Consider the following 21,643-nt stretch of genomic DNA (forward strand, 5'->3'; position numbering starts at 1 on the left):
CAGCTACGAATGGAACTTCGAAATAAAAAATTAACCCACGACGAATTCATGACCGAAAGGCATCAGGTGTTACAAACCTGGGAAACCGGCAAAGACGTTGAGAACTTCGAAGATGGCGTGAAGTACCAGCAATCAATTCCAGATAACAAACGCTTCTCCCTTGCTCTGCTGAAGGCCGATCAGGAAGGCAGAACCCTGAGCCAGCCGCGCGCAGGCGTAGCCTTAATGGATGAGCATATTGCGCTGCTCAAAACATTGCAGGAAGAGTGCGACCTCCTGCCAAGCACCATCGATGCCTATACCCGTCTGAATCGCTATGAAGAAGCCGCTGTCGGGATCCAGAAATCCATCGAAGCTGGGACGTCCAAACTGAATGGTTTACCGGTCGTCAATCACGGGGTAGCTGCCTGCCGCCGGATGACTGAATCGCTGGAAAAACCGATCCAGGTTCGCCACGGAACGCCAGATGCTCGCCTGCTGGCGGAAATCGCTATGGCCAGTGGTTTTACCAGCTACGAAGGCGGCGGTATCTCCTACAACATTCCTTACGCTAAGCGCGTCACCCTGGAAAAATCCATCCGTGACTGGCAGTACTGCGATCGCCTGATGGGCCTGTACGAAGAGAACGGTATTCGTATTAACCGTGAACCGTTCGGCCCGCTAACTGGCACCCTAATCCCACCGTTTATGTCCCACTCGGTGGCGATTATTGAAGGTCTATTGGCGCTGGAACAGGGCGTGAAGTCCATTACCGTCGGCTACGGCCAGGTCGGTAGCCTGACGCAGGATATCGCCGCTATTCAGGCGCTGCGCGAACTGTCCCACGAATACTTCCATAACCACGGATTCGACGATTACGAACTGAGCACCGTTTTCCACCAGTGGATGGGCGGATTCCCGGAAGATGAAGCGAAAGCCTTCTCCGTTATCGCCTGGGGGGCAGCGGTTGCGGGTATGTCCGGTGCCACGAAAGTGATCACCAAAAGCCCGCACGAAGCGTTCGGTATCCCAACGGCAGCAGCCAACGCCCAGGGTCTGAAAGCGTCACGCCAGATGCTCAACATGGTCAGTGACCAGAAATTCCCGCAATGCGCTGCCGTCGAGCAGGAAGTTGATCTGATCAAGAGCGAAGTCCGCGCAGTGCTGAAAAAAGTCTTCGAACTGGGCAATGGCGACATTGCGCGTGGCACGGTGCTGGCCTTTGAAGCTGGCGTACTGGATGTGCCGTTCGCGCCTGCCGCTTGCAACGCCGGCAAGATCCTCCCTGTTCGCGATAACACAGGCGCTATCCGTATTCTCGAAGCCGGTGCAGTTCCACTGCCGAAAGATATTCTCGCCCTGCACCACGACTATGTCGCAGAGCGCGCACATTTTGAAGGCCGCAAGCCTTCTTTCCAGATGGTCATTGATGACATCAACGCCGTATCCCACAGTAAATTAATAGGAAGACCATAATGAAAATCAAAAAGGCCCTTTTCACCGCTGGCTACTCCTCATTTTATTTTGACGATCAGCAGGCCATCAAAAATGGCGCCGGTCATGACGGGTTTATCTATACCGGCGATCCGGTAACGCCAGGATTTACCTCTGTTCGTCAGGCGGGTGAATGCGTTTCCGTGCAACTGATTCTGGAGAATGGCGCGGTAGCGGTGGGCGATTGCGCAGCGGTTCAATATTCAGGCGCAGGTGGTCGTGATCCGCTTTTCCTGGCAGAAAATTTCATTCCGTTCCTCAACGATCACATCAAACCGCTGCTGGAAGGCCGTGACGTTGATGCGTTCCTGCCAAACGCCCGTTTCTTTGACCAACTGCGTATTGACGGTCATCTGCTGCATACTGCCGTCCGCTATGGTCTGTCTCAGGCGCTGCTCGATGCGGCGGCGCTGGCTACCGGTCGTCTGAAAACTGAAGTGGTTTGCGATGAATGGCAACTGCCGTGCGTACCGGAAGCTATTCCATTATTTGGCCAGAGCGGCGACGACCGTTATATCGCCGTTGACAAGATGATCCTCAAAGGTGTGGACGTCCTGCCGCATGCGCTGATCAACAACGTCGAAGAGAAACTGGGCTTTAAAGGCGAAAAACTGCGTGAGTATGTACGTTGGTTGTCCGACCGTATCTTAAGCCTGCGCACCAGCGAACGTTATCACCCGACGCTGCATATTGATGTGTACGGCACGATCGGTTTGATCTTCGATATGGATCCCGTGCGCTGCGCCGAATACATCGCCAGCCTGGAAGCCGAAGCTCAAGGCCTGCCGCTGTATATCGAAGGGCCAGTAGATGCGGGTAACAAGCCGGATCAGATCCGCATGTTGACCGCCATCACCAAAGAACTGACCCGTCTGGGCTCCGGCGTGAAAATTGTCGCCGACGAATGGTGTAACACCTATCAGGATATCGTGGACTTTACCGATGCGGGCAGCTGCCACATGGTACAGATCAAAACCCCTGATCTTGGCGGCATTCATAACATTGTTGATGCAGTGCTGTACTGCAACAAACACGCCATGGAAGCCTATCAGGGCGGTACCTGTAACGAAACCGAGATCAGTGCTCGCACCTGCGTACACGTGGCGCTTGCCGCGCGTCCGATGCGCATGTTGGTCAAACCAGGAATGGGATTCGATGAAGGTCTCAACATCGTGTTTAACGAGATGAATCGCACCATCGCGTTGTTGCAAACTAAGGATTAAGAGATGGCTCGCACATTTAAGATCTTATCGCCGACGGCTATCCTGGGTTATGGCTTCCCGGAAGAAAGTTTTCGCAAAGCCATGGAAGAGTCACCCGATCTTATTGCTGTTGACGCGGGTTCCTCCGATCCGGGCCCCCATTACCTGGGGGCAGGTAAACCCTTTACCGACAGAGCCGGGGTAAAACGCGATCTGCGCTATATGATTGTGGCGGGCGTTAAGAACAACATCCCGGTCGTGATCGGCACAGCCGGTGGTTCTGGCGCAGCTCCGCATCTGGAGTGGTGTCGCCAGATTATCCATGAGATCGCACAGGAAGAAAAACTGTCCTTCTCAATGGCGCTAATCCCGTCAGATGTCGACAAAGAAATCGTTCATCAGGCGCTGGATAACGGCAAAATCACCGCACTCGACTTTGTGCCGGAACTGACTCACGAGGCGATCGAAGAGAGTACCTACATCGTCGCGCAGATGGGTATCGAGCCTTTCCAGCGCGCACTGAAAGCCGGTGCGCAAGTGGTGCTGGGCGGACGCGCCTACGATCCGGCCTGCTTTGCCGCGCTGCCAATTATGCAAGGCTTTGATGAAGGTCTGGCGTTGCATTGCGGTAAGATCCTTGAGTGTGCTGCCATTGCTGCCACCCCCGGCTCCGGCTCCGATTGTGCGATGGGGATTATCGACGACAACGGCTTTACGCTGAAGGCGTTCAATCCCAAGCGTAAGTTCACAGAAACGTCAGCTGCGGCGCACACCCTGTATGAGAAGTCCGATCCGTTCTTCCTGCCGGGCCCCGGCGGTGTGCTGAACCTGAAAGCGTGCACCTTTACCCAGGTTAACGAGGGTGAAGTGTATGTCAGCGGTTCACGTCATGAAGAAACACCGTATGCGTTGAAACTGGAAGGGGCGCGTCAGGTTGGCTTCCGCTGCCTGACCATCGCCGGAACGCGTGACCCGATTATGATTGCCGGAATTGACACCATTCTCGAAGAGGTCCAGGCAAGCGTAGCACGTAACCTCTCCCTGAATGACGACAGCATCCGTATGACGTTCCACCTTTACGGGAAGAACGGCGTGATGGGCAACCATGAACCGATGAAAACCGCCGGTCACGAACTGGGGATTTTACTGGATGTCGTCGCGCCGACGCAGGATATCGCCAACAGCGTTTGCTCGCTGGTGCGCTCTACCCTGCTGCACTACGGCTATGAGAATCGCATTGCGACGGCGGGCAACCTCGCCTTCCCGTTCTCGCCATCTGATATTCAAAGTGGACCGGTGTATGAGTTCTCGATCTATCACCTGATTGAAGCAAGCGATGCGCTGCGTTTTGATTTCCACATTGAACAGGTGACGCCAGAAGGAGTTCAGGCATGAAACAGTCAATTTGTTCACTGGCGCAAGTTATTCGCTCGAAAAACGCCGGACCGTACGAACTGGTTTTAGATATTTTATTTAAAACCCGGGAAGATTATCAGCGCGTAAAACGTTCCGAGCAATTAACACCGCAGCTTATTGCCGGTTTATATAACGTTGAACCTGACTTTATTCACAATATTGTGTGGTTCGACCCGGCGAATGCCGTAAAAATTGTCATGCCGCGCGATATTATTTCCGGCAACGTTGGTGACAATGATGTTTATGGTGCGCAGCAACACGCACCATTATTAAGTATTGAGTTCGACTTGTAACAAAAAACACAATAACAACCATTGGGGCACAGAATTCAGCTGTATCACAGTGCTTCGAATTATTCATGCGGTTGGTCACAACAGGCGTGCGTCTAAGCTGCTGTCCAGGCTCAGGCGCACGCCACCCTACACAATTCCAATTACCAACCTTTATCCGATGGAGTACACATGAAGAAAATAAGTTTAACGAAGATGATCATATTAGGTCTGATACTCGGCATGATTGCCGGGGTAGCCATCAATAATATGGTCACGGCTGAAACAGCAAAATCTTATGCAGCAGACATTTCCATTTTCACCACTATATTCTTACGTATGGTGAAAATGATTATCGCGCCATTGGTTATTTCAACTCTGGTTGTGGGTATTGCCAAAATGGGCGATGCCAAAACGCTGGGACGTATATTTTCAAAAACCTTCTTCCTGTTTATTTGCGCATCATTGCTGTCAATCGCGCTGGGTCTGGTTATCGTTAATATTTTCCAGCCAGGCGCAGGTATCAACTTCGTGCCGCATGACGCCGGGGTCGTTGCCGCGGTTAAGTCAGAGCCATTCACGCTGAAAGTGTTCATCTCGCACGCGGTACCGACCAGTATTGTCGATGCGATGGCGCGGAACGAAATTCTGCAGATCGTGGTGTTCTCAATTTTCCTTGGTTGCAGCCTGGCCGCCATTGGTGAAAAAGCCGAGCCTATCGTGAAGGTTCTGGATTCTCTGGTGCACGTGATGCTGAAGCTGACGGGTTACGTCATGCTGTTTGCGCCGCTGACCGTTTTTGCCGCTATTTCAGGTTTGATTGCCGAACGTGGTCTGGGAGTGATGGTCAGCGCCGGGATCTTCATGGGTGAATTCTACCTGACGCTGGGTATGCTGTGGGCAATCCTGATTGGCCTGTCAACCATGATAGTCGGGCCTTGTATCGCACGTTTGACCAAATCAATCTTCGAGCCTGCACTACTGGCCTTTACGACCTCCAGTTCTGAAGCCGCCTTCCCGGGCACGCTGGACAAGCTGGAAAAATTCGGCGTTTCCTCAAAAATTGCCAGCTTCGTTCTGCCTATCGGTTACTCCTTTAACCTGGTCGGTTCCATGGCCTACTGCTCCTTTGCCACCGTCTTTATTGCTCAGGCCTGCAATATCGAACTGAGCATGGGCGAGCAAATTACCATGCTGTTAATTCTGATGCTGACCTCTAAAGGAATGGCGGGCGTACCGCGTGCCTCGATGGTCGTTATCGCCGCCACCCTGAACCAATTCAACATTCCGGAAGCCGGTTTGATCCTGTTGATGGGCGTCGATCCGTTCCTCGATATGGGTCGTTCTGCCACCAACGTCATGAGTAACGCCATGGGCGCTGCCATTGTGGGTCGTTGGGAAGGCGAACACTTCGGCCAGGGTTGCCGTGGAACTGCGCCAGTGAAGTCACCGGAACAGGAACGCCCGGTTACTGAACAGTCTGAAGTTGCGATGTCCTGATAAAACACGATTGCCGGATAAGGCGCTTGCGCCGCTATCCGGCAACATAGTTATCAAATCAGCAGGAATGCACAATGAATAAAACAATTATCGGCGTGAGTCTCTTTTCTTTCAGCATCTTGTTTAGCGCGACCTCATTCGCGCAAACCGCGCCGGACTACGCCAGACTGATAGAACAGGCGCATCAAAAGTTCAAAAGTAATAACGATGGAAAAGTCGCCGACTACATCCCTGCCCTGGCGACCTACAGCCCAAATAATTTTGCCATCACTATTGCTACGGTGGATGGCAAGATCTACCAGGTTGGCGATGTTAACAAACCCTTTCCCATGGAATCCCTGAGTAAAGTCTTCACCATGGCGCTCGCCATGGAACAACACGGTCCTCAGGTGGTACTGGATAAACTCGGGGCAAATGCCACTGGCATGCCTTTTAACTCCGGTTTAGCGGTTGAACTGACCAAAGGTGCGCCTGAGAACCCGCTGGTAAACGCCGGAGCCATGAGCACCGTTAGCCTGATTGAAGCCAAAGATAAAACCGATCGCTGGAACAAAATCCTCGACAACCTGAACGTCTGGGCCGACGCCACGCTCACGGTTAATGAGCCGGTCTTCAAATCCGAGATGGAAACCAACCAACACAATCAGGCGCTGGCGAAGCTGATGGAACCCTATAACAGCTTCTATGGCAACACCGACGACGCCGTCGAAATTTATACCCGTCAGTGCTCGGTGGATATCACCGTTGAGCAACTGGCCAAAATGGGTGCAGTGCTGGCGAACAAAGGGAAATCACCGTTCAACGGCAAGCAGTTGCTGAATGAAAAATATGTTCCGCAGGTGCTGGCGGAAATGGCGATTGCCGGACTGTACGACGGCAGCGGTAAATGGCTGTACACCGTTGGTATTCCGGCGAAAAGTGGTGTCGGCGGCGGGATGGTTGCCGTTGTTCCTGGCGAATATGCCATTGCCGTCTACTCTCCGCCGCTGGATGAGGCTGGCAACAGCGTTCGCGCCCAGCAAACCATCGAATATGTCGCCGAAGCGACGCAGGCCAATGTCTTTTTAGCAAAATAACACGATGCCGGATGGCGTTTCGCCTCTCCGGCCTACGATTAGCGCGCTTATTTACGCCGTCATCCGGCAAAAATGAAGAGGTGAGAAGTAAACATGTCTAAACCATTTGTCTGGCAGGAGCTCTTTGTTCAGAGTAAAGATAGTACCGAGTATGAATTACTGAGTAACCAGCACGTAACGGTAACGGAGTTAGACGGAGAGGAAGTGATTAAGGTGGCGCCCGAAGCGTTAACCTTATTAGCACAGCAGGCATTTTATGAGGCTTCATTTTTTCTGCGCGCCGGACATTTGAAACAGATAGCCAGCATTTTGCACGACCCGCAGGCCAGCGGTAACGATAAGTACGTCGCATTACAACTGCTGCGCAACGCTGAAGTTTCGGCCAAAGGTGTCCTGCCTAACTGCCAGGACACCGGGACGGCAACCATTGTGGCCAGCAAAGGACAGCATGTCTGGACAGGCGGCGATGACGCCGAAGCCTTAAGCAAAGGCGTGTATACCACCTTCACCGAAAACAATCTGCGTTACTCGCAAAATGCCCCGTTGGACATGTATACCGAGATCAATACCCAGACTAACCTGCCGGCGCAAATCGACATCAGCGCCACGCCGGGTAACGAATATAAATTCCTGTTCGTCAACAAAGGCGGCGGTTCTGCCAATAAGGCGGCGCTATTCCAGGAAACCAAATCTATTCTGCAGCCGGAAAAGCTCACTGCTTTCCTGATCGAAAAAATGAAATCACTGGGTACCGCTGCTTGCCCGCCGTATCACATCGCTTTTGTGGTTGGAGGCTTGTCCGCCGATCAGGCCCTGAAGACAGCCAAACTGGCATCAACCAAATATTACGATAACCTGCCCACCAGCGGGAACGAGCTGGGTCAGGCGTTCCGCGATACAGCGCTGGAAGCCGAACTGCTCAATGCCAGCCGCGAGTTTGGCATCGGCGCGCAGTTTGGCGGCAAATACTTTGCCCACGATATCCGGGTGATCCGCCTGCCACGCCACGGCGGCTCCTGCCCTATCGCCATGGCCCTCTCCTGCTCAGCCGATCGCAACATCAAAGCCAAAATCAACAAACACGGTATCTGGCTGGAGAAACTTGAGCATAACCCGGGCAAATTTATCCCTGATTCACAGCGTGTGGAAAACGGCGCCCAGACCGTTCAACTGGATCTGAATCGTCCATTACGCGAAATTCTGCATGACCTGTCCGCCCTGCCGATCGGCACTCGTTTGTCGTTAAGCGGCCCAATTGTTGTTGCCCGAGATATCGCCCACGCAAACATCAAAGCGCGCCTGGATAACGGCGAACCGATGCCGGAATACATGAAAAAACATATCGTTTATTACGCCGGCCCCGCCAAAACCCCCGAAAACCAAGCCTGCGGTTCATTGGGTCCGACAACCGGCGGACGCATGGATGGGTACGTCGATGCTTTCCAGGCACAAGGCGGAAGTCTCATTATGCTCACCAAGGGTAACCGCAGTCAGCAGGTCACTGATGCCTGTCACAAACACGGTGGATTTAGCCTCGGCAGCATTGGCGGCGCGGCGGCTCTACTGGCCCAGCAGTATGTGAAGAGCCTGCAGTGCCTTGAATATCCAGAGCTGGGAATGGAAGCGGTGTGGATGATGGAAGTTAAAAATATGCCTGCGTTCGTATTAGTAGACGACAAAGGCAATAACTTCTTTAGCCAGTTTGAGCAGCAGCATCGCTGCGCAACTTGTCCGGCAGGACACTAAGGAGTCACCATGGAAGCGCGAGCCAATAATGACAGGCACCGCCAGCGTCAGCAGAAACTGAAAGAGCAGGTTGATACCCGCGTGGCGGCGGCAACGGAGAAGAAAGGGATCCTGATAGTCTTCACCGGTAACGGTAAAGGAAAATCCACCGCAGCCTTTGGTACGGCAACGCGCGCGGTTGGTCACGGAAAAACCGTTGGCATCGCGCAGTTCATTAAGGGCCAGTGGGATAATGGTGAGTACAACACTTTGCAACCGCTCGGCGTCGAATTCCATATTATGGGGACTGGATTTACCTGGGAAACGCAGAATCGACAGGCAGATATCGAGGCAGCAACGACAGTCTGGCAGGAAAGTAAGCGCATGTTGGCTGATGCGCATTACGATCTGGTGGTGCTGGATGAGCTCACCTACATGCTGGCTTACCACTACCTGGATACCCAGGAGGTTCTCAACGCCATCGAAAATCGCCCTGCCCAGCAGAGCGTAATTGTCACCGGACGCGGATGCCACGCACGATTGCTGGAAATGGCCGATACGATCAGTGAAATTCGCCCGGTCAGGCACGCGTTTGACCGAGGAATTCAGGCGCAGGTTGGGATCGACTGGTAGTCATACGGCCTACAGCTCACAGAGTCGTAGGCCGATTTCAACGTAGCGCTGGGGCCATCAAATGGGCGACACCACGGATTTATTCAACAGCCAACTACGGAAAATCTGTAAATGTTCGGACTCTGATTTCTCTTCACGCCACGTCATGATGAAACGGTTCCCGGTGCGCATCGGGACATCGCAAGGAATAACCATATCACCACTGTCCAAATCGTGCTGAATGGCAAAACGGGGCAGCAGCGCAACGCCCAAATTAGAGCGGACCGCCGCAATCAGCATCGACAACAGATCAAACCTCGGTCCTTTATTCACCAGCGGACTGCTGACATCAGACAGTGCAAACCATTCCTGCCAGCCTTTGATACGCGTACTTTGATGCAACAGCGGGTATTCATTTAGCAGTTCATCAACCGTCAGTTTCCGTTCCGGCTCAGCCAGCAGACAGCGACTACATACCGGCAGGATTTCCTCTTCAAACAGGTACTCAACCTCTGACCACGGCGAGTAAAAGTCTTCACGCATAATTGCTGCGTCATACTCGCGATTGAGAAAATCACCGATATTCGCCAGCGAATGGATGTTCACAATAATATCTGGATTGAGTTTGTTAAACTCGCGCAAGTTTGGGATCAACCAGTGCGTGCTGAACGTCGGATTCACCGCCAGCTCAATAACCTGTACGGTCGGCTGCCAGGTCATTATTGTGGTCGTATCGCGCTCGAGTTTATTTAACGTTTCTTTAACGATACCTAAATAGTGTTTGCCCGCAGCATTTAAAAATATGCGCTTTTTGGCATGATTAAATAGCGCGGTATTAAGAAAATCCTCTAGTGCATTTACCTGGCGGAAAACAGCACTTTGAGTCAATGCCAGCTCTTCAGCTGCCCGGGTATAACTTTCGTGACGCGCAACCACTTCAAAAGTTACCAGCAACTCCGTCTTGGGTATTTTTCCTCTCATAACCTCTTCCATATGCAGCGTACAAAAATAGTTTAATTTATAAAAAATAATTCAAGGCACCCAGATAAGCACCGAGAGTTATATTTTATTTTATCCATTGATGTCATTGATCCAATCCATGATTTACTCACACTGACGACGGATAAATATTAACCAATAATACTCAAGCACAACAATAAACACAATTTAAATAAGGTTAAACCTAAGTAAAACGTGCCAATAAGTTCTTAATAATTTTTCAAGTCATCTTGTTTATTGCAGAAAAAACTTTGCGAGATTAATCAATATTATCCATGCCATAACTCCGGATAATTTCACGTTATAACTTACGGGCAAACGACTGCTTTTTATCATTCCTTGATGTAGTTTCTGCCATTTTTGTTAGACGTGATAAAGGACGCAATGTGAAAACTTTCGGAAAGGTCTGGCTCGTTGGAGCAGGTCCCGGTGATATTTCATTACTCACCCTCAAAGCGATGATGTGCATTAAACACGCAGACGTCATTATTTACGATCGGCTGGTCAATCCTAAAATTTTGGAATGGGCATTACCTGATTGTCTGCTTATCAATGTTGGCAAAAACCCGGGCTTCCACTGCGTCCCGCAGGATGAAATTAACGCACTACTTGTCCAGTATGCCCAAACGCATCACAACATTGTGCGCCTGAAGGGGGGCGATCCGTATGTTTTTGGCCGTGGGGCTGAAGAAGTTGAGGATCTCGTTGAGACCGGGATCCCTTTTGAAGTTGTGCCAGGGATCAGTTCTACTATTGGCGGTCTGACCTACGCTGGGATCCCGGTGACGCATCGCGAATTTGCCTCTGGCTTTCACGTAGTCACTGGCCATACGCGCGAAGGCAACCAGCAGCAGAACTGGCGTCAACTGGCGAAACTTAACGGTACGCTGGTCATCGTCATGGGTATCGCTAATCTGGCGTTTATTTGTGAAGAACTATTGATGGGCGGGAAAGCAGCAGACACGCCCGCCGCGCTAATTATGTCCGCGACCCGAGAAAATCAACGCCGCCTGACCTGTACGCTCGGTTCATTACTGAGCAAAGCGCAGGAAGCGAACATCCTTCCACCCGCGCTGATTGTCATTGGTGACGTGGTGACCCTGAGCGATCGGCTCTCTTTTATACCTGAAGCCATCTCGCTGCCGGAAAACCTTTACTGCGAAAGTCTGGCATGACGAAAAGACTGGGGCGACGTTTGATGCGCCGCCCGGAAAACGCGGCAAAAATAGCTGGTTTGCGCATATTGCAGTTTCCGGGCAATGCTGTCTATTGAATGAACCGGATCGTGTAATAACTCCCCCGCTTTCTGCATCTTTTTCTGGCTCACCCAGGTTTTAAAATTAACGCCCTGGCGTTTTTTGAAAAATCGGCTGAAGTAGTTTGCACTTAAGCAAACATGAGCCGCAACGGATTCCAAAGACAATTCACCATATAAATTCTCGTCAATGTAACGCAGTGCCGCCAGCAGTTTTTTCTCGTGTCGGGAAGGTTCTGTGAAATAATTCTGAATATGACCGACCGGTGGAATAACAACTTCTTCCAATTGTGGTTGCTCTTTCTCAAAATTATCAACAATAAAATTTAACAGATTTGCCGACGCCACCAGTGAATTATTATCTGCTTCCGCAACCTGGTACCATTGTTCTTTTAATTCAATATTACCCATCCATAAATTATCATTATCAATGGCGATATTTTTATACTCCTGATACTTTACACGGACCTGCCCACAGATAATAGAACCGTAAAGTTGCCCTTCACAAATTAATGGCATAGAAAACAAGCTTAACCCGGCATGACAGGTGAGTATTCTGGGTTTAAGCTGTCTTAGTGCTTCAAAAGCACAGTACTTATCGCACTTTTGACACCCCACTCGATAATGTTCATCTGCCCGCATTAATGTGCAGAACGAATTAAAATTATGATATTTAGACAATGGTATACCGTTAATATCCACGACTACCGACGCTAACCCAGTGGCACGGGAAAAGAGTTCTGCGATAGAAAAAAAATGGTGTAAATAGTCATTCTGGATTTTCAACTGCACGCTATCCCCCAGCATTAATTATATTAAAGCTGGTAATATGCAAAATTTAGTCTCAAGAAAAAATGATGTTTACCGCAAAAAATAATCTCATTTACGCAGATTATTATGATCAATTAGCAAGAGAATTATAGCGGACACAATAATACTCGGCTGCACACTACTGACTTTGCTTTCTCAAAGATTAACGAATCTTCACACTTCCTTGTGAGGCTCTTTTCGCAACGCTCATAATCTATCTCCATTCTTTTCAATAGATTACCCATTTTTACCATGAATCAATGATGTGCTTATTTGTGATAATCATCATGTGAATGTGAAAGGCCCTCCTGAATAATATATTCAATTAGCAAACAATCTGAACGGAGTTGATCCATGGCCGTCACCACAGGCGTTATCGCCGACGATTTCACCGGCGCAACGGACATTGCAAGCTTTATGGCGCAGCAGGGGTGGCGCGTTGCGCTACTACCCGGAATGCCTGATGCCGCTCAATGCTGGAATGAAGAGGTTGACGCTATCGTCATCTCGCTGAAAAGCCGCTCATTACCCTCAGAACAGGCCGTCGCACAATCTCTGTCCTGTGCCCGCTGGCTGAAACAAAAGGCAGGTGTCCGCCAGATCTATTTTAAATATTGTTCGACGTTTGACTCCACACCAACAGGCAACATTGGACCAGTCAGCGATGCGTTGATGAACGACCTGCAGACTCCCGTGATCGTCCACTGCCCCGCCCTGCCGCAAAACGGGCGCACGGTGGTGCATGGCCATCTTTTTGTAAATGGCGTACTGCTTAACGAGTCCGGAATGGAAAAGCATCCGCTCAATCCCATGACCGATGCCAGTCTGCCGCGCCTGCTGAGCGCACAAACGCCGGGGTCGGTTGGCTGCATCAACCTCAGAACGCTGCGTCAAGGTGTGGAAGCGGTCACTCATACTTTGGCCCAACTTCAGGCTGAAGGTACGCGTCACGTTATTGTCGATACGCTGGATGAAGCAGATCTCAACACGCTGGCGCAGGCACTCCATGCCAGCCCTCTGTTAGCCGGGGGATCCGGGCTTGGTGGTGCGCTGGCCGCCTGCGCCGGAGGTCGGCAAACCCAGCAGTCGGACGCTTTTCCACTGCCGGCAAAAACCGTGGTGTTCTCCGGTAGCTGTTCAGCAATGAGCAATCGCCAGGTTACTCGTTACAAAGCCGCGGCAGCATCTCGAGTGCTCGATGTGGCTCGCTGCCTGTCTGATGCAGAACGCTACACCGATGAACTGTGTGCCTGGGCGATGACGCATATCAGCGACCCATTCGCGCCGATGATTTACGCCACTCAGCCGCCAGAAGTACTTAAACGCATTCAACAGGAGTACGGCGAACAGTCTGCCAGCCAGGCAATCGAACACGCTTTCTCCCGACTGAGCGCAAAGCTACAGGTTGCAGGTGTAAACACATTTATCGTCGCAGGCGGTGAAACGTCCGGCACCGTTGTGGAAGCCCTGCAGGTGAAGCGTTTGTCCGTTGGCAAAACCATTGCGCCAGGCGTGCCGTGGGTATTTTCTTCAGGTCTGGCGCTGGCACTGAAGTCAGGCAACTTTGGTGACGAAGATTTCTTTTTTACTGCCCAGGAGTACGCATTATGAATCCGGTGAGTGAACACCAACTGCGCGAACTACTCGTCCATTATGGCCGTTCCCTGTTTGTGCGCGGCTACAGCAGCGGCGGTTCCGGCAATCTCAGCGCCAAATTGCCGGATGGCGGCTATCTGGTGACCCCGACCAACTCCTGCCTGGGCGAACTTGATCCGGCCACGCTAAGTCGGCTTGATGCCAACGGCGTTCATCTTAGCGGTGACAAACCCTCAAAAGAGGTTCCCATGCATCTGGCGTGGTATCGGCATCGGCCATCCTGCGGTGCAGTCGTACACCTGCATTCTCCATGGCTGACCGCACTCTCCTGCCTGCCGTGCGCCACGCCGGAAAACTGTCTGCCGCCATTAACGCCGTACTACGTGATGCGGGTCGGGCAGTTACCGCTGCTACCTTATTTCAAGCCCGGCCATGAAGGTATTGCCAGCGCACTGAGTGAAATTGCAGCAGACCATTCGGCAGCGCTGCTGGCCAATCATGGGCCGGTAGTAAGCGGTCGCTCGCTGCGTGAGGCAGTATTTAACGCCGAGGAGCTGGAAGACAGTGCTCGCATCTGGCTGACGTTAAAACCGCTCGGCTATGTTCCGCTCTCAGAAGAGGCGGTGGCCGAACTTGAACATTCCCGGCAAGCGTGAGGTGACATGATGATCCCCGAGCAACGACGTGATTTTATCTACCGCTACGTGCACGAAAAAAATGCCGCCTCATTTAATGAACTGGCAGATTTAATGAGCGTGTCGCATATGACCGTGCGTCGCGACATTCAATTGCTGGAAGAAGAAGGCAAAGTTATCGCCATTAACGGCGGCGTGAAGCTCAATAACCTGTTGAAATCTGAACTGCCATGGCGGGAAAAAGCCGAGTTGAATCATGATGTAAAGCGTAAAATGGGCCAGCTTGCCGCCATGCTCATTGAGCCCGGACAAACGCTGTATCTGGATGCAGGAACGTCGTTGTTTGAAGTGGCGAAAGCCGTCGCCGCCAGCCACTGTTTCAATCTGACGGTAGTCACCAACGATTTTTCCATCAGCCACTATTTGATGGATATGCCGCACATTACGCTCTATCACACCGGTGGCCTTGTAGATCAACGTAACCGCTCATGTCTTGGAAAAAGCGCCGCCAGTTTTTTGCACACCATTAATATTGACGTAGCGTTTCTAAGCTCCTCATCGTGGGATACCGAACGCGGTATGTCGACGCCGAGTGAAGGGAAAGCCTCGGTCAAAGAAGCGGTACTCACCGTCTCCCGGCGTCGGGTGTTGGTCTGCGACAGCAGTAAATTTGGCAAATACGGTATGTTCCACATCTGTGGTCTGCAGCAGTTAACCGACATTATTTCTGATAACCGGTTACCGGAAGACGCGCAACAAACGATTGCCAGTCAGGGCGTTAAGCTGCATCTGGTTGATGGCCTGGAGGGTGCGCGCCATGCTGAAGTTAGCGGCTAATCTCGACTGGTTGTTTACAGATTTACCGATAGCGGCGCGATTTTCGGCGGCGCAGACGGCCGGTTTTCGCGGTGTAGAAGGGCTATTTCTCTGGCAGCATCCGCTGGAACATTTGCAAGCCGCTCAGCGGGAAACATCCCTGCCGGTAGTGCTGATGAACGCGCCGGCTGGCAACTGGGCGCAAGGTGAACGAGGACTGGCCGCACAGCCCGGTCGCGACAAAGAATTTCACCATAGCCTGAACGTGGCGCGCGATTATGCCACGGCGCTGGGCTGTCGCCGGGTTCACATTATGGCGGGCTTGCGCTGCGGCGACCTGACGCTGCACGCCCAGCGCGATCTCCTGACAAATCGGCTGCGCATCGCCTGTGATGTGATGGCAGACGCGGAAATCGATGTACTGATTGAACCATTAAATTCGCAAGATATGCCCGGTTATTTTATTGACAGCTTCCCGTTGGCCGAATCAATTATTCACGAAGTTGCTAAGAAAAATATCGGTTTACAGTTTGATATTTACCACTGTCAGAAAATTCATGGCAACGTGGCGAAAAATATCGAACACTATTTTACCCTTATTAAACATTTTCAAATTGCTTCTGTTCCTTATCGTCATGAACCGGGAACCGGGGAGTTAAATGAAACATGGCTATTTAATTTTATAAGAAAAATGAATTACCAGGGCTGGATTGGCTGTGAATATCAACCGTCAACATCAGGGCCAGACGCATTAAACTGGATGACACCTTACCTATAATTTTAATATCTCTATCTCTGTATCGGAGGAAAAAATGTCGGATACTGTTATTATTTCGCTGGCACCCGTTGCCGCGGATTGCCCCAGAGTTATACCCGAAGAACTGGCGCAGGAAATACTCGCCAGCGTAGAACATGGCGCGTCCATCGTGCATTTACACGTTCGTGATAAACAGGGACGCCTGACGCCAGATACTATCGACTTTCAGGCTACCATTGACCGCGTTATGCACCATTCAGACCTGATTATTCAGGCTTCTACCGGCGGCGTCTCTTCGATGTCCATCGCCGAACGCTGCGCACCACTCGCCTGTCCCGGCGTAGAGATGGCTTCGCTGAACGTCGGTTCCGTCAACCTCGGTGATGCGGTGTATTTTAATCCCGCTCCGGACGTGGAATATTGTTCCCGGCAAATAACCGAACGCAATATTATCCCAGAGTTTGAAGTTTTTGAAATCGGCATGATTAATAACATCCTGAACCTTGAAGATAAAATAAAATTTCAAAAACCCATGCTCTTTAATATCGTTCTCGGCCACCGCGGCAGTACGCCTGCAACCATTGATGCATTAATTGCGTTTCGTAGCATGATTCCACGCGATGCCTTATGGGGAATTACCCATTTTGGTAGAAAGAATTTCGATATTATCGCTGCTGCTGTCGCTATGGGTGCCAGTGAAGTACGAATCGGCTTTGAAGATAGTTATTATTTAAGCGCCGAAGAAAAAGCGCAGCATAATTATCAGCAAGTCGCCAAACTCGCTACGCTCATTCACAGTATGGATAAAAAAGTCGCCACGCCGGAAATTGCACGGCGTATGTTATCTATTCCCCCCCGGCAGCAATAACAACAGCAAGGACATTTCAACATGACTATGACCACTGTTATTCATAAAACCGGACTTGGCCTCAGCGTTGCGGGCGCGGCGCTGGCAATTATCGGCGCACTAATCCAGTCCGCGGCGCTGTGGCAGCCGGGGCTGGTGATGTTCACCGCCGGATTCGCCGCCGGTGCGGGCTACTGGCCTGGTTTACGCAGCTATCAGTTTACATTGTGGATCATCGCCGGTTTTGTGGCCGCCATGACCTGGTCTACGGATCTGATCGTCTGGGGCGGTTTCAATATCACCCATAAATGGATCGTGTTCCTCGTGATTCAGGCCACCATGTTCAGCATGGGCACGAAGCTAACGATCCAGGATTTTATTGATGTTGCCAAAATGCCGTGGGCTGTGTTTATCGGTACCTTCTGCCATTTCGTGATCATGCCCCTGCTCGGCCTGAGCATTACCCTGATCTTTGATTTTCCGCCTGAAGTCGCAGTAGGCATTTTATTGATTGGCGCTTGCCCAAGCGGTCTCTCATCTACGGTAATGGTTTACATCGCCAATGCTAACCTCGCGCTGGCGGTGTCAATCGCCGCAGTCTCAACGCTGGCGGCAACGGTAATGACGCCGCTGTGGGTCAACCTGCTGGCGGGCTCGATGATCGATATCCAACTCACCGCGATGGTGATGGACGTGGTGAAAATCGTATTAATTCCCATCGGCGCGGCAATTCTGCATGACTATCTGAAAACCTATGCCGGCGTGCGCGGCCGCCGTGTCGTCCAGATGCTGGCCGGGATCGGTGCGCTTTGGCTGCTGTATATGATTACCGGCGGCTGGGACGCGCTGTTTGATCACGCCAGCGCCGAAGCACAGATGTACGCGGTGGTCCTCAACTTCGTGGCAGGCGGTCTCGTGTGGGCATTGTTCTACAACTGGCTGTATGGCCGTGTGGCGGGCATGAAGAAGGTCATGCCAACCATCTCAATGATGGGGATCATTTTCTTTACCACCACCGCCGCCGCAGCCGGGCGCGACAACCTGGTACAGGTCGGCTTCCTGCTCTGTTTCGCCATGCTGATGCATAACCTCGGCGGCTTCCTGATTGGTTACCTGATGAGCCGCTGGATCTTCCGCATGGACGTACAGTCTGCCCGTACCGTGGCCTTTGAAGTCGGCCTGCAAAACGGCGGTATGGCGTCCGGGCTTGCCGCGGCGATGGGCAAACTGGCAACCGTAGGCCTCGCATCAGCGGTGATGACACCACTGGGCAACGTTAGCGGCTCGCTGCTCGCCAACTACTGGCGCAAAAAAGACGCCAGACAGGCGCAGGCAGCCGCAGCCAAAGATCCCGTTCAACCCGCTTGCGAAAATCTGTCGAAAGGATAATCACGATGACAACTCTCACTCTGGAACACGCCCAGCGCGCCGTAACCTGTGCGCTCGAGCTCGCCGAAACATGTTACGCAAATCGCCCGTTAAGCGTGGCCGTATGCGATGCCAATGGAGAACTGCTTAGCTTTGCACGAATGGATAACGCCAAACTGTTAACCATCGAGTTAACCCAGCGTAAAGCGCGTACCAGCAGCCGCCTGGGCTGCACCACGCAGGCATTTTTACAGCGTCTGCAGAAAGAGCAGCTGGATATTGGCTATTTTGCCGATCCGCGTTTTACGGCGCTGCCGGGTGGGATCCCGATTCTGCGCCAGGGGAAATGCCTCGGAGCCGTCGCGGTAGGCGGTTTATCCGCACAGGAAGATCATGATGCGGCGCTGGCCGTCGCGGAAACGTTACTTAAGGAGATAGCCCAATGAAAAAGGTCGCCATGCTACATACCAGCGCAGCCACACTTGCAATGATGCAACAGCTGATCGCCGACATTATGCCGGATGTTGAAGTTATGCACCTGGTTGAAGAATCCATGATCAAGCAGGTAATGAAGGCCCAGGGAGTGACTCCAGATATTGCCGCCCGCATCGCCGACTATGTACATATTGCTGAAAAGGCGGACTGCGATATCTTTATTACCGCCTGTTCCTCAATTGGTACTGCGGTGGAGCAATGTCAGTTTATGACCCCACTCCAGCTCGCGCGCATTGACTGCGCGATGGTGGAAGAGGCGATTGAAAAAGGTGAGCGAATCGCCGTCCTGGCGACCGTGGCAACCACGCTGAAGCCAACGCTGGATTACGTCCAGCGCAAAGTTCAACAGAGCGGTAAATCGCGAACCATTACGCCTGTATTAATGGAGGAGGCATTCCACGCGCTACTGGCGAGAGATATGGAGACCCATGACCGTATTGTTAGTGAAGGGTTACAGAGCGCCTTTACCCAAGCGGATGTCGTGATGCTGGCGCAGGCTTCGATGGCGCGCGTTCTACAACAGCTCCCTTCCCCGCCTGTGCCGGTAATGACCTCGCCGGAAAGCGGTATTCGCTGGCTGAAAACGCTGGCTGAAAGCTAAATTACTGGCAAAAAAAAGGCCATCATCAGATGGCCAACCATGTCGAAACGGGACCAGCCCTTGACCATGCAGAAAGTCAGGGCTGTATTTTTATTGCTTACTTAATAACGGTTTTCAGTGCTTCGCCGATATCGGCCAGGCTACGAACGGTTTTCACGCCCGCAGCTTCAAGAGCCGCGAATTTCTCGTCCGCAGTACCTTTACCGCCCGCGATGATCGCACCCGCGTGACCCATACGCTTACCTTTCGGCGCAGTCACACCCGCGATGTAACCCACAACAGGCTTGGTCACATGATCTTTGATGTAAGCCGCGGCTTCTTCTTCCGCACTACCGCCGATCTCACCGATCATGACGATCGCTTCAGTCTGCGGATCTTCCTGGAACAGTTTCAGGATATCGATAAAGTTAGACCCCGGAATCGGGTCGCCACCGATGCCTACACAGGTAGACTGGCCGAAACCGTAGTCGGTGGTCTGCTTAACCGCTTCATAGGTCAGCGTACCGGAGCGAGAAACGATGCCCACTTTACCCGGCTTGTGAATGTGACCCGGCATGATACCGATTTTACATTCGCCTGGGGTGATAACACCCGGGCAGTTCGGGCCAATCATGCGCACGCCAGCTTCATCCAGCTTCACTTTCACGGTCAGCATATCCAGGGTTGGGATGCCTTCGGTGATAGTGATAATCAGTTTGATGCCAGCATCAATCGCTTCCAGGATGGAGTCTTTGCAGAACGGTGCCGGAACGTAAATAACGGTCGCGGTTGCGCCCGTCGCTTCCACGGCTTCACGCACGGTGTTGAACACCGGCAGGCCCAGGTGCGTGGTGCCACCTTTACCTGGCGTTACACCGCCAACCATCTGCGTACCGTAAGCAATCGCTTGTTCGGAGTGGAATGTCCCCTGGCTACCGGTGAAGCCCTGGCAGATAACCTTGGTATCTTTATTAATTAAAACTGACATTATTTCCCCTCCACTGCGGCAACAACCTGCTGAGCTGCATCCGTCAGACTTTTCGCTGCAATAATATTCAGGCCGCTATCAGCCAGTTTTTTCGCGCCGAGTTCGGCGTTGTTGCCTTCCAGACGCACCACAACCGGGACGTTAACGCCGACTTCGGCAACCGCGCCGATGATACCGTCGGCGATCAGATCGCAACGTACGATACCGCCGAAGATGTTAACCAGGACGGCTTTAACATTGTCGTCAGAGAGAATAATTTTGAACGCTTCGGTCACGCGCTCTTTGGTGGCACCGCCGCCAACGTCGAGGAAGTTAGCCGGTTCGCCGCCGTGCAGCTTAACGATGTCCATGGTGCCCATTGCCAGGCCCGCACCGTTAACCATACAGCCGATATTGCCGTCGAGCGCAACGTAGTTCAGTTCCCACTGTGCAGCCTGCGCTTCACGCGGATCTTCCTGAGACTGGTCGCGCATTTCGCGCAGATCAGCCTGGCGGAACAGCGCGTTGCCGTCAGCGCCCAGCTTGCCGTCGAGGCAGATCAGGTCACCCTGCTTGGTTACAACCAGCGGGTTGATTTCGATCAGCGCCAGGTCGCGCTCCAGGAAAATGGTCGCCAGCCCCATGAAGATCTTGGTGAACTGCTGAACCTGTTTACCTTCCAGACCCAGTTTGAACGCCAGCTCACGTCCCTGGTAAGGCATCGGCCCTGCCAGCGGATCGAGCGCCACTTTGTGGATCAGGTGCGGGGTTTCTTCCGCGACTTTTTCAATTTCCACACCGCCTTCAGTAGAGGCCATGAAGACCACGCGACGGGAGCTACGGTCAACCACTGCGCCGAGGTAAAGTTCTTTACCGATGTCGGTCGCTGCTTCAACCAGAATCTGATTTACCGGTTGACCATGGGCGTCTGTCTGGTAAGTGACCAGACGTTTACCCAACCAGTGTTCAGCAAAAGCGCGAATGTCTTCTTTGCTGTTCACAACTTTCACACCGCCCGCTTTACCGCGGCCACCAGCGTGAACCTGACATTTCACTACCCACGGGCCAGCGCCGATTTTTGAAGCGGCTTCTTCTGCTTCACGCGGAGTAGTACAGGCATAACCCACCGGTGCCGGTAAGCCATAGCGGGCAAAAAGTTGTTTTGCCTGATATTCATGTAAGTTCATGTGTTCTGTCCATCCTTCAGGTAATCGTTATCTTTTACCCGTAGGCCTGATAAGCGTC

21 protein-coding genes are annotated in these 21,643 nt (G+C 52.1%); 17 read left to right on the forward strand and 4 right to left on the reverse strand.

Annotation, left to right across the window (positions count from 1 at the left end; translation table 11 throughout):
- The first annotated feature begins 9 nt into the window (after positions 1 to 9).
- The 8 genes from OGY15_RS02505 to cobO all read left to right on the forward strand — a co-directional run bounded on the left by OGY15_RS02505 (position 10) and on the right by cobO (position 9,294).
- Positions 10 to 1,455: a methylaspartate mutase subunit E gene (locus OGY15_RS02505; protein ID WP_151219559.1), complete on the forward strand. Its 1,446-nt coding sequence runs from the start codon at positions 10 to 12 to the stop codon at positions 1,453 to 1,455.
- Positions 1,455 to 2,696 (forward strand): methylaspartate ammonia-lyase, encoded by a 1,242-nt coding sequence (locus OGY15_RS02510; protein ID WP_005122534.1) that lies wholly within the window; start codon positions 1,455 to 1,457, stop codon positions 2,694 to 2,696. The genes OGY15_RS02505 and OGY15_RS02510 overlap by 1 nt, the downstream gene beginning before the upstream one ends.
- Before the next feature lie 3 nt (positions 2,697 to 2,699).
- On the forward strand, positions 2,700 to 4,070 hold the full coding sequence (locus OGY15_RS02515; RefSeq protein ID WP_278238710.1) for an acyclic terpene utilization AtuA family protein: 1,371 nt from the start codon (positions 2,700 to 2,702) through the stop codon (positions 4,068 to 4,070).
- Positions 4,067 to 4,384 (forward strand): DUF4387 domain-containing protein, encoded by a 318-nt coding sequence (locus tag OGY15_RS02520; protein WP_005122536.1) that lies wholly within the window; start codon positions 4,067 to 4,069, stop codon positions 4,382 to 4,384. The genes OGY15_RS02515 and OGY15_RS02520 overlap by 4 nt, the downstream gene beginning before the upstream one ends.
- Before the next feature lie 168 nt (positions 4,385 to 4,552).
- Complete coding sequence (locus tag OGY15_RS02525) at positions 4,553 to 5,860, forward strand: dicarboxylate/amino acid:cation symporter (protein ID WP_151219558.1); 1,308 nt, start codon at positions 4,553 to 4,555, stop codon at positions 5,858 to 5,860.
- A 74-nt stretch (positions 5,861 to 5,934) separates the two neighbouring features.
- A complete protein-coding gene (glsA, locus tag OGY15_RS02530; protein WP_286538053.1) occupies positions 5,935 to 6,936 on the forward strand; it encodes a glutaminase A in 1,002 nt (333 codons plus the stop codon).
- A gap of 93 nt (positions 6,937 to 7,029) precedes the next feature.
- Complete coding sequence (locus OGY15_RS02535) at positions 7,030 to 8,682, forward strand: class I fumarate hydratase (protein ID WP_151224962.1); 1,653 nt, start codon at positions 7,030 to 7,032, stop codon at positions 8,680 to 8,682.
- A 9-nt stretch (positions 8,683 to 8,691) separates the two neighbouring features.
- On the forward strand, positions 8,692 to 9,294 hold the full coding sequence (gene cobO, locus OGY15_RS02540; protein WP_187252785.1) for a cob(I)yrinic acid a,c-diamide adenosyltransferase: 603 nt from the start codon (positions 8,692 to 8,694) through the stop codon (positions 9,292 to 9,294).
- A gap of 57 nt (positions 9,295 to 9,351) precedes the next feature.
- On the opposite strand, the gene OGY15_RS02545 is transcribed toward cobO, so the two are convergent.
- Complete coding sequence (locus tag OGY15_RS02545; RefSeq protein ID WP_151219554.1) at positions 9,352 to 10,254, reverse strand: LysR substrate-binding domain-containing protein; 903 nt, start codon at positions 10,252 to 10,254, stop codon at positions 9,352 to 9,354.
- Between the two features lie 404 nt (positions 10,255 to 10,658).
- Here OGY15_RS02545 and cobA point away from each other — a divergent pair, with 404 nt between their 5' ends.
- Positions 10,659 to 11,447: a uroporphyrinogen-III C-methyltransferase gene (gene cobA, locus OGY15_RS02550; RefSeq protein WP_286538056.1), complete on the forward strand. Its 789-nt coding sequence runs from the start codon at positions 10,659 to 10,661 to the stop codon at positions 11,445 to 11,447.
- Here the strand turns inward: cobA and OGY15_RS02555 are convergent.
- Complete coding sequence (locus tag OGY15_RS02555; protein WP_286538058.1) at positions 11,426 to 12,319, reverse strand: PocR ligand-binding domain-containing protein; 894 nt, start codon at positions 12,317 to 12,319, stop codon at positions 11,426 to 11,428. The genes cobA and OGY15_RS02555 overlap by 22 nt on opposite strands.
- 372 nt (positions 12,320 to 12,691) lie before the next feature.
- Between OGY15_RS02555 and otnK the strand changes: the two genes are divergently transcribed.
- The 8 genes from otnK to OGY15_RS02595 are packed head-to-tail and all read left to right on the forward strand — an operon-like array spanning position 12,692 to position 19,452.
- Positions 12,692 to 13,948 carry a 3-oxo-tetronate kinase gene (gene otnK / locus OGY15_RS02560; protein ID WP_151219552.1) on the forward strand — a complete coding sequence of 419 codons (1,257 nt, stop codon included), beginning with the start codon at positions 12,692 to 12,694 and terminating at the stop codon, positions 13,946 to 13,948.
- Entirely contained in the window at positions 13,945 to 14,589 is a 645-nt protein-coding gene (gene otnC, locus OGY15_RS02565) for a 3-oxo-tetronate 4-phosphate decarboxylase (RefSeq protein ID WP_151219551.1), read from the forward strand. Before otnK ends, otnC begins: the two co-directional genes overlap by 4 nt.
- Positions 14,590 to 14,595: 6 nt before the next feature.
- A complete protein-coding gene (locus tag OGY15_RS02570) occupies positions 14,596 to 15,405 on the forward strand; it encodes a DeoR/GlpR family DNA-binding transcription regulator (RefSeq protein ID WP_187252788.1) in 810 nt (269 codons plus the stop codon).
- Positions 15,386 to 16,162 carry a hydroxypyruvate isomerase family protein gene (locus OGY15_RS02575; protein WP_286538063.1) on the forward strand — a complete coding sequence of 259 codons (777 nt, stop codon included), beginning with the start codon at positions 15,386 to 15,388 and terminating at the stop codon, positions 16,160 to 16,162. The genes OGY15_RS02570 and OGY15_RS02575 overlap by 20 nt, the downstream gene beginning before the upstream one ends.
- Positions 16,163 to 16,196: 34 nt before the next feature.
- A complete protein-coding gene (locus tag OGY15_RS02580; RefSeq protein WP_286538065.1) occupies positions 16,197 to 17,009 on the forward strand; it encodes a beta-keto acid cleavage family enzyme in 813 nt (270 codons plus the stop codon).
- Between the two features lie 21 nt (positions 17,010 to 17,030).
- Positions 17,031 to 18,377 (forward strand): bile acid:sodium symporter family protein, encoded by a 1,347-nt coding sequence (locus OGY15_RS02585; RefSeq protein WP_286538067.1) that lies wholly within the window; start codon positions 17,031 to 17,033, stop codon positions 18,375 to 18,377.
- A 5-nt stretch (positions 18,378 to 18,382) separates the two neighbouring features.
- Positions 18,383 to 18,802, forward strand: coding sequence for a GlcG/HbpS family heme-binding protein (locus tag OGY15_RS02590; protein ID WP_151219689.1), 420 nt, complete (start codon positions 18,383 to 18,385; stop codon positions 18,800 to 18,802).
- The gene (locus OGY15_RS02595; protein ID WP_286538071.1) at positions 18,799 to 19,452 is read left to right on the forward strand and encodes an aspartate/glutamate racemase family protein; all 654 of its coding nucleotides are present in this window, start codon (positions 18,799 to 18,801) and stop codon (positions 19,450 to 19,452) included. The genes OGY15_RS02590 and OGY15_RS02595 overlap by 4 nt, the downstream gene beginning before the upstream one ends.
- A 97-nt stretch (positions 19,453 to 19,549) precedes the next feature.
- On the opposite strand, the gene sucD is transcribed toward OGY15_RS02595, so the two are convergent.
- Together sucD and sucC are read right to left on the reverse strand one after the other, a co-directional pair.
- Complete coding sequence (gene sucD / locus OGY15_RS02600; protein WP_003022929.1) at positions 19,550 to 20,419, reverse strand: succinate--CoA ligase subunit alpha; 870 nt, start codon at positions 20,417 to 20,419, stop codon at positions 19,550 to 19,552.
- Positions 20,419 to 21,585: an ADP-forming succinate--CoA ligase subunit beta gene (gene sucC, locus OGY15_RS02605; protein ID WP_003022927.1), complete on the reverse strand. Its 1,167-nt coding sequence runs from the start codon at positions 21,583 to 21,585 to the stop codon at positions 20,419 to 20,421. Before sucC ends, sucD begins: the two co-directional genes overlap by 1 nt.
- Positions 21,586 to 21,643: the final 58 nt, after the last annotated feature.

This window comes from Citrobacter sp. Cu231 (genome assembly GCF_030332265.1).
GTDB lineage: Bacteria > Pseudomonadota > Gammaproteobacteria > Enterobacterales > Enterobacteriaceae > Citrobacter > Citrobacter meridianamericanus.

What these genes read in the sequence shown, in the direction of transcription:
- OGY15_RS02575 (WP_286538063.1), top strand. Translation starts at nt 15,386, where the DNA reads ATGCTGAAGTTAGCGGCTAATCTCGACTGGTTGTTTACAGATTTACCG.
- OGY15_RS02585 (WP_286538067.1), top strand. Translation starts at nt 17,031, where the DNA reads ATGACTATGACCACTGTTATTCATAAAACCGGACTTGGCCTCAGCGTT.
- otnK (WP_151219552.1), top strand. Translation starts at nt 12,692, where the DNA reads ATGGCCGTCACCACAGGCGTTATCGCCGACGATTTCACCGGCGCAACG.
- sucD (WP_003022929.1), bottom strand. Translation starts at nt 20,419, where the DNA reads ATGTCAGTTTTAATTAATAAAGATACCAAGGTTATCTGCCAGGGCTTC.
- OGY15_RS02505 (WP_151219559.1), top strand. Translation starts at nt 10, where the DNA reads ATGGAACTTCGAAATAAAAAATTAACCCACGACGAATTCATGACCGAA.
- OGY15_RS02570 (WP_187252788.1), top strand. Translation starts at nt 14,596, where the DNA reads ATGATGATCCCCGAGCAACGACGTGATTTTATCTACCGCTACGTGCAC.
- OGY15_RS02580 (WP_286538065.1), top strand. Translation starts at nt 16,197, where the DNA reads ATGTCGGATACTGTTATTATTTCGCTGGCACCCGTTGCCGCGGATTGC.
- OGY15_RS02520 (WP_005122536.1), top strand. Translation starts at nt 4,067, where the DNA reads ATGAAACAGTCAATTTGTTCACTGGCGCAAGTTATTCGCTCGAAAAAC.
- OGY15_RS02525 (WP_151219558.1), top strand. Translation starts at nt 4,553, where the DNA reads ATGAAGAAAATAAGTTTAACGAAGATGATCATATTAGGTCTGATACTC.
- OGY15_RS02590 (WP_151219689.1), top strand. Translation starts at nt 18,383, where the DNA reads ATGACAACTCTCACTCTGGAACACGCCCAGCGCGCCGTAACCTGTGCG.
- sucC (WP_003022927.1), bottom strand. Translation starts at nt 21,585, where the DNA reads ATGAACTTACATGAATATCAGGCAAAACAACTTTTTGCCCGCTATGGC.
- otnC (WP_151219551.1), top strand. Translation starts at nt 13,945, where the DNA reads ATGAATCCGGTGAGTGAACACCAACTGCGCGAACTACTCGTCCATTAT.
- OGY15_RS02515 (WP_278238710.1), top strand. Translation starts at nt 2,700, where the DNA reads ATGGCTCGCACATTTAAGATCTTATCGCCGACGGCTATCCTGGGTTAT.
- OGY15_RS02535 (WP_151224962.1), top strand. Translation starts at nt 7,030, where the DNA reads ATGTCTAAACCATTTGTCTGGCAGGAGCTCTTTGTTCAGAGTAAAGAT.
- OGY15_RS02545 (WP_151219554.1), bottom strand. Translation starts at nt 10,254, where the DNA reads ATGAGAGGAAAAATACCCAAGACGGAGTTGCTGGTAACTTTTGAAGTG.
- cobO (WP_187252785.1), top strand. Translation starts at nt 8,692, where the DNA reads ATGGAAGCGCGAGCCAATAATGACAGGCACCGCCAGCGTCAGCAGAAA.
- OGY15_RS02595 (WP_286538071.1), top strand. Translation starts at nt 18,799, where the DNA reads ATGAAAAAGGTCGCCATGCTACATACCAGCGCAGCCACACTTGCAATG.
- OGY15_RS02510 (WP_005122534.1), top strand. Translation starts at nt 1,455, where the DNA reads ATGAAAATCAAAAAGGCCCTTTTCACCGCTGGCTACTCCTCATTTTAT.
- glsA (WP_286538053.1), top strand. Translation starts at nt 5,935, where the DNA reads ATGAATAAAACAATTATCGGCGTGAGTCTCTTTTCTTTCAGCATCTTG.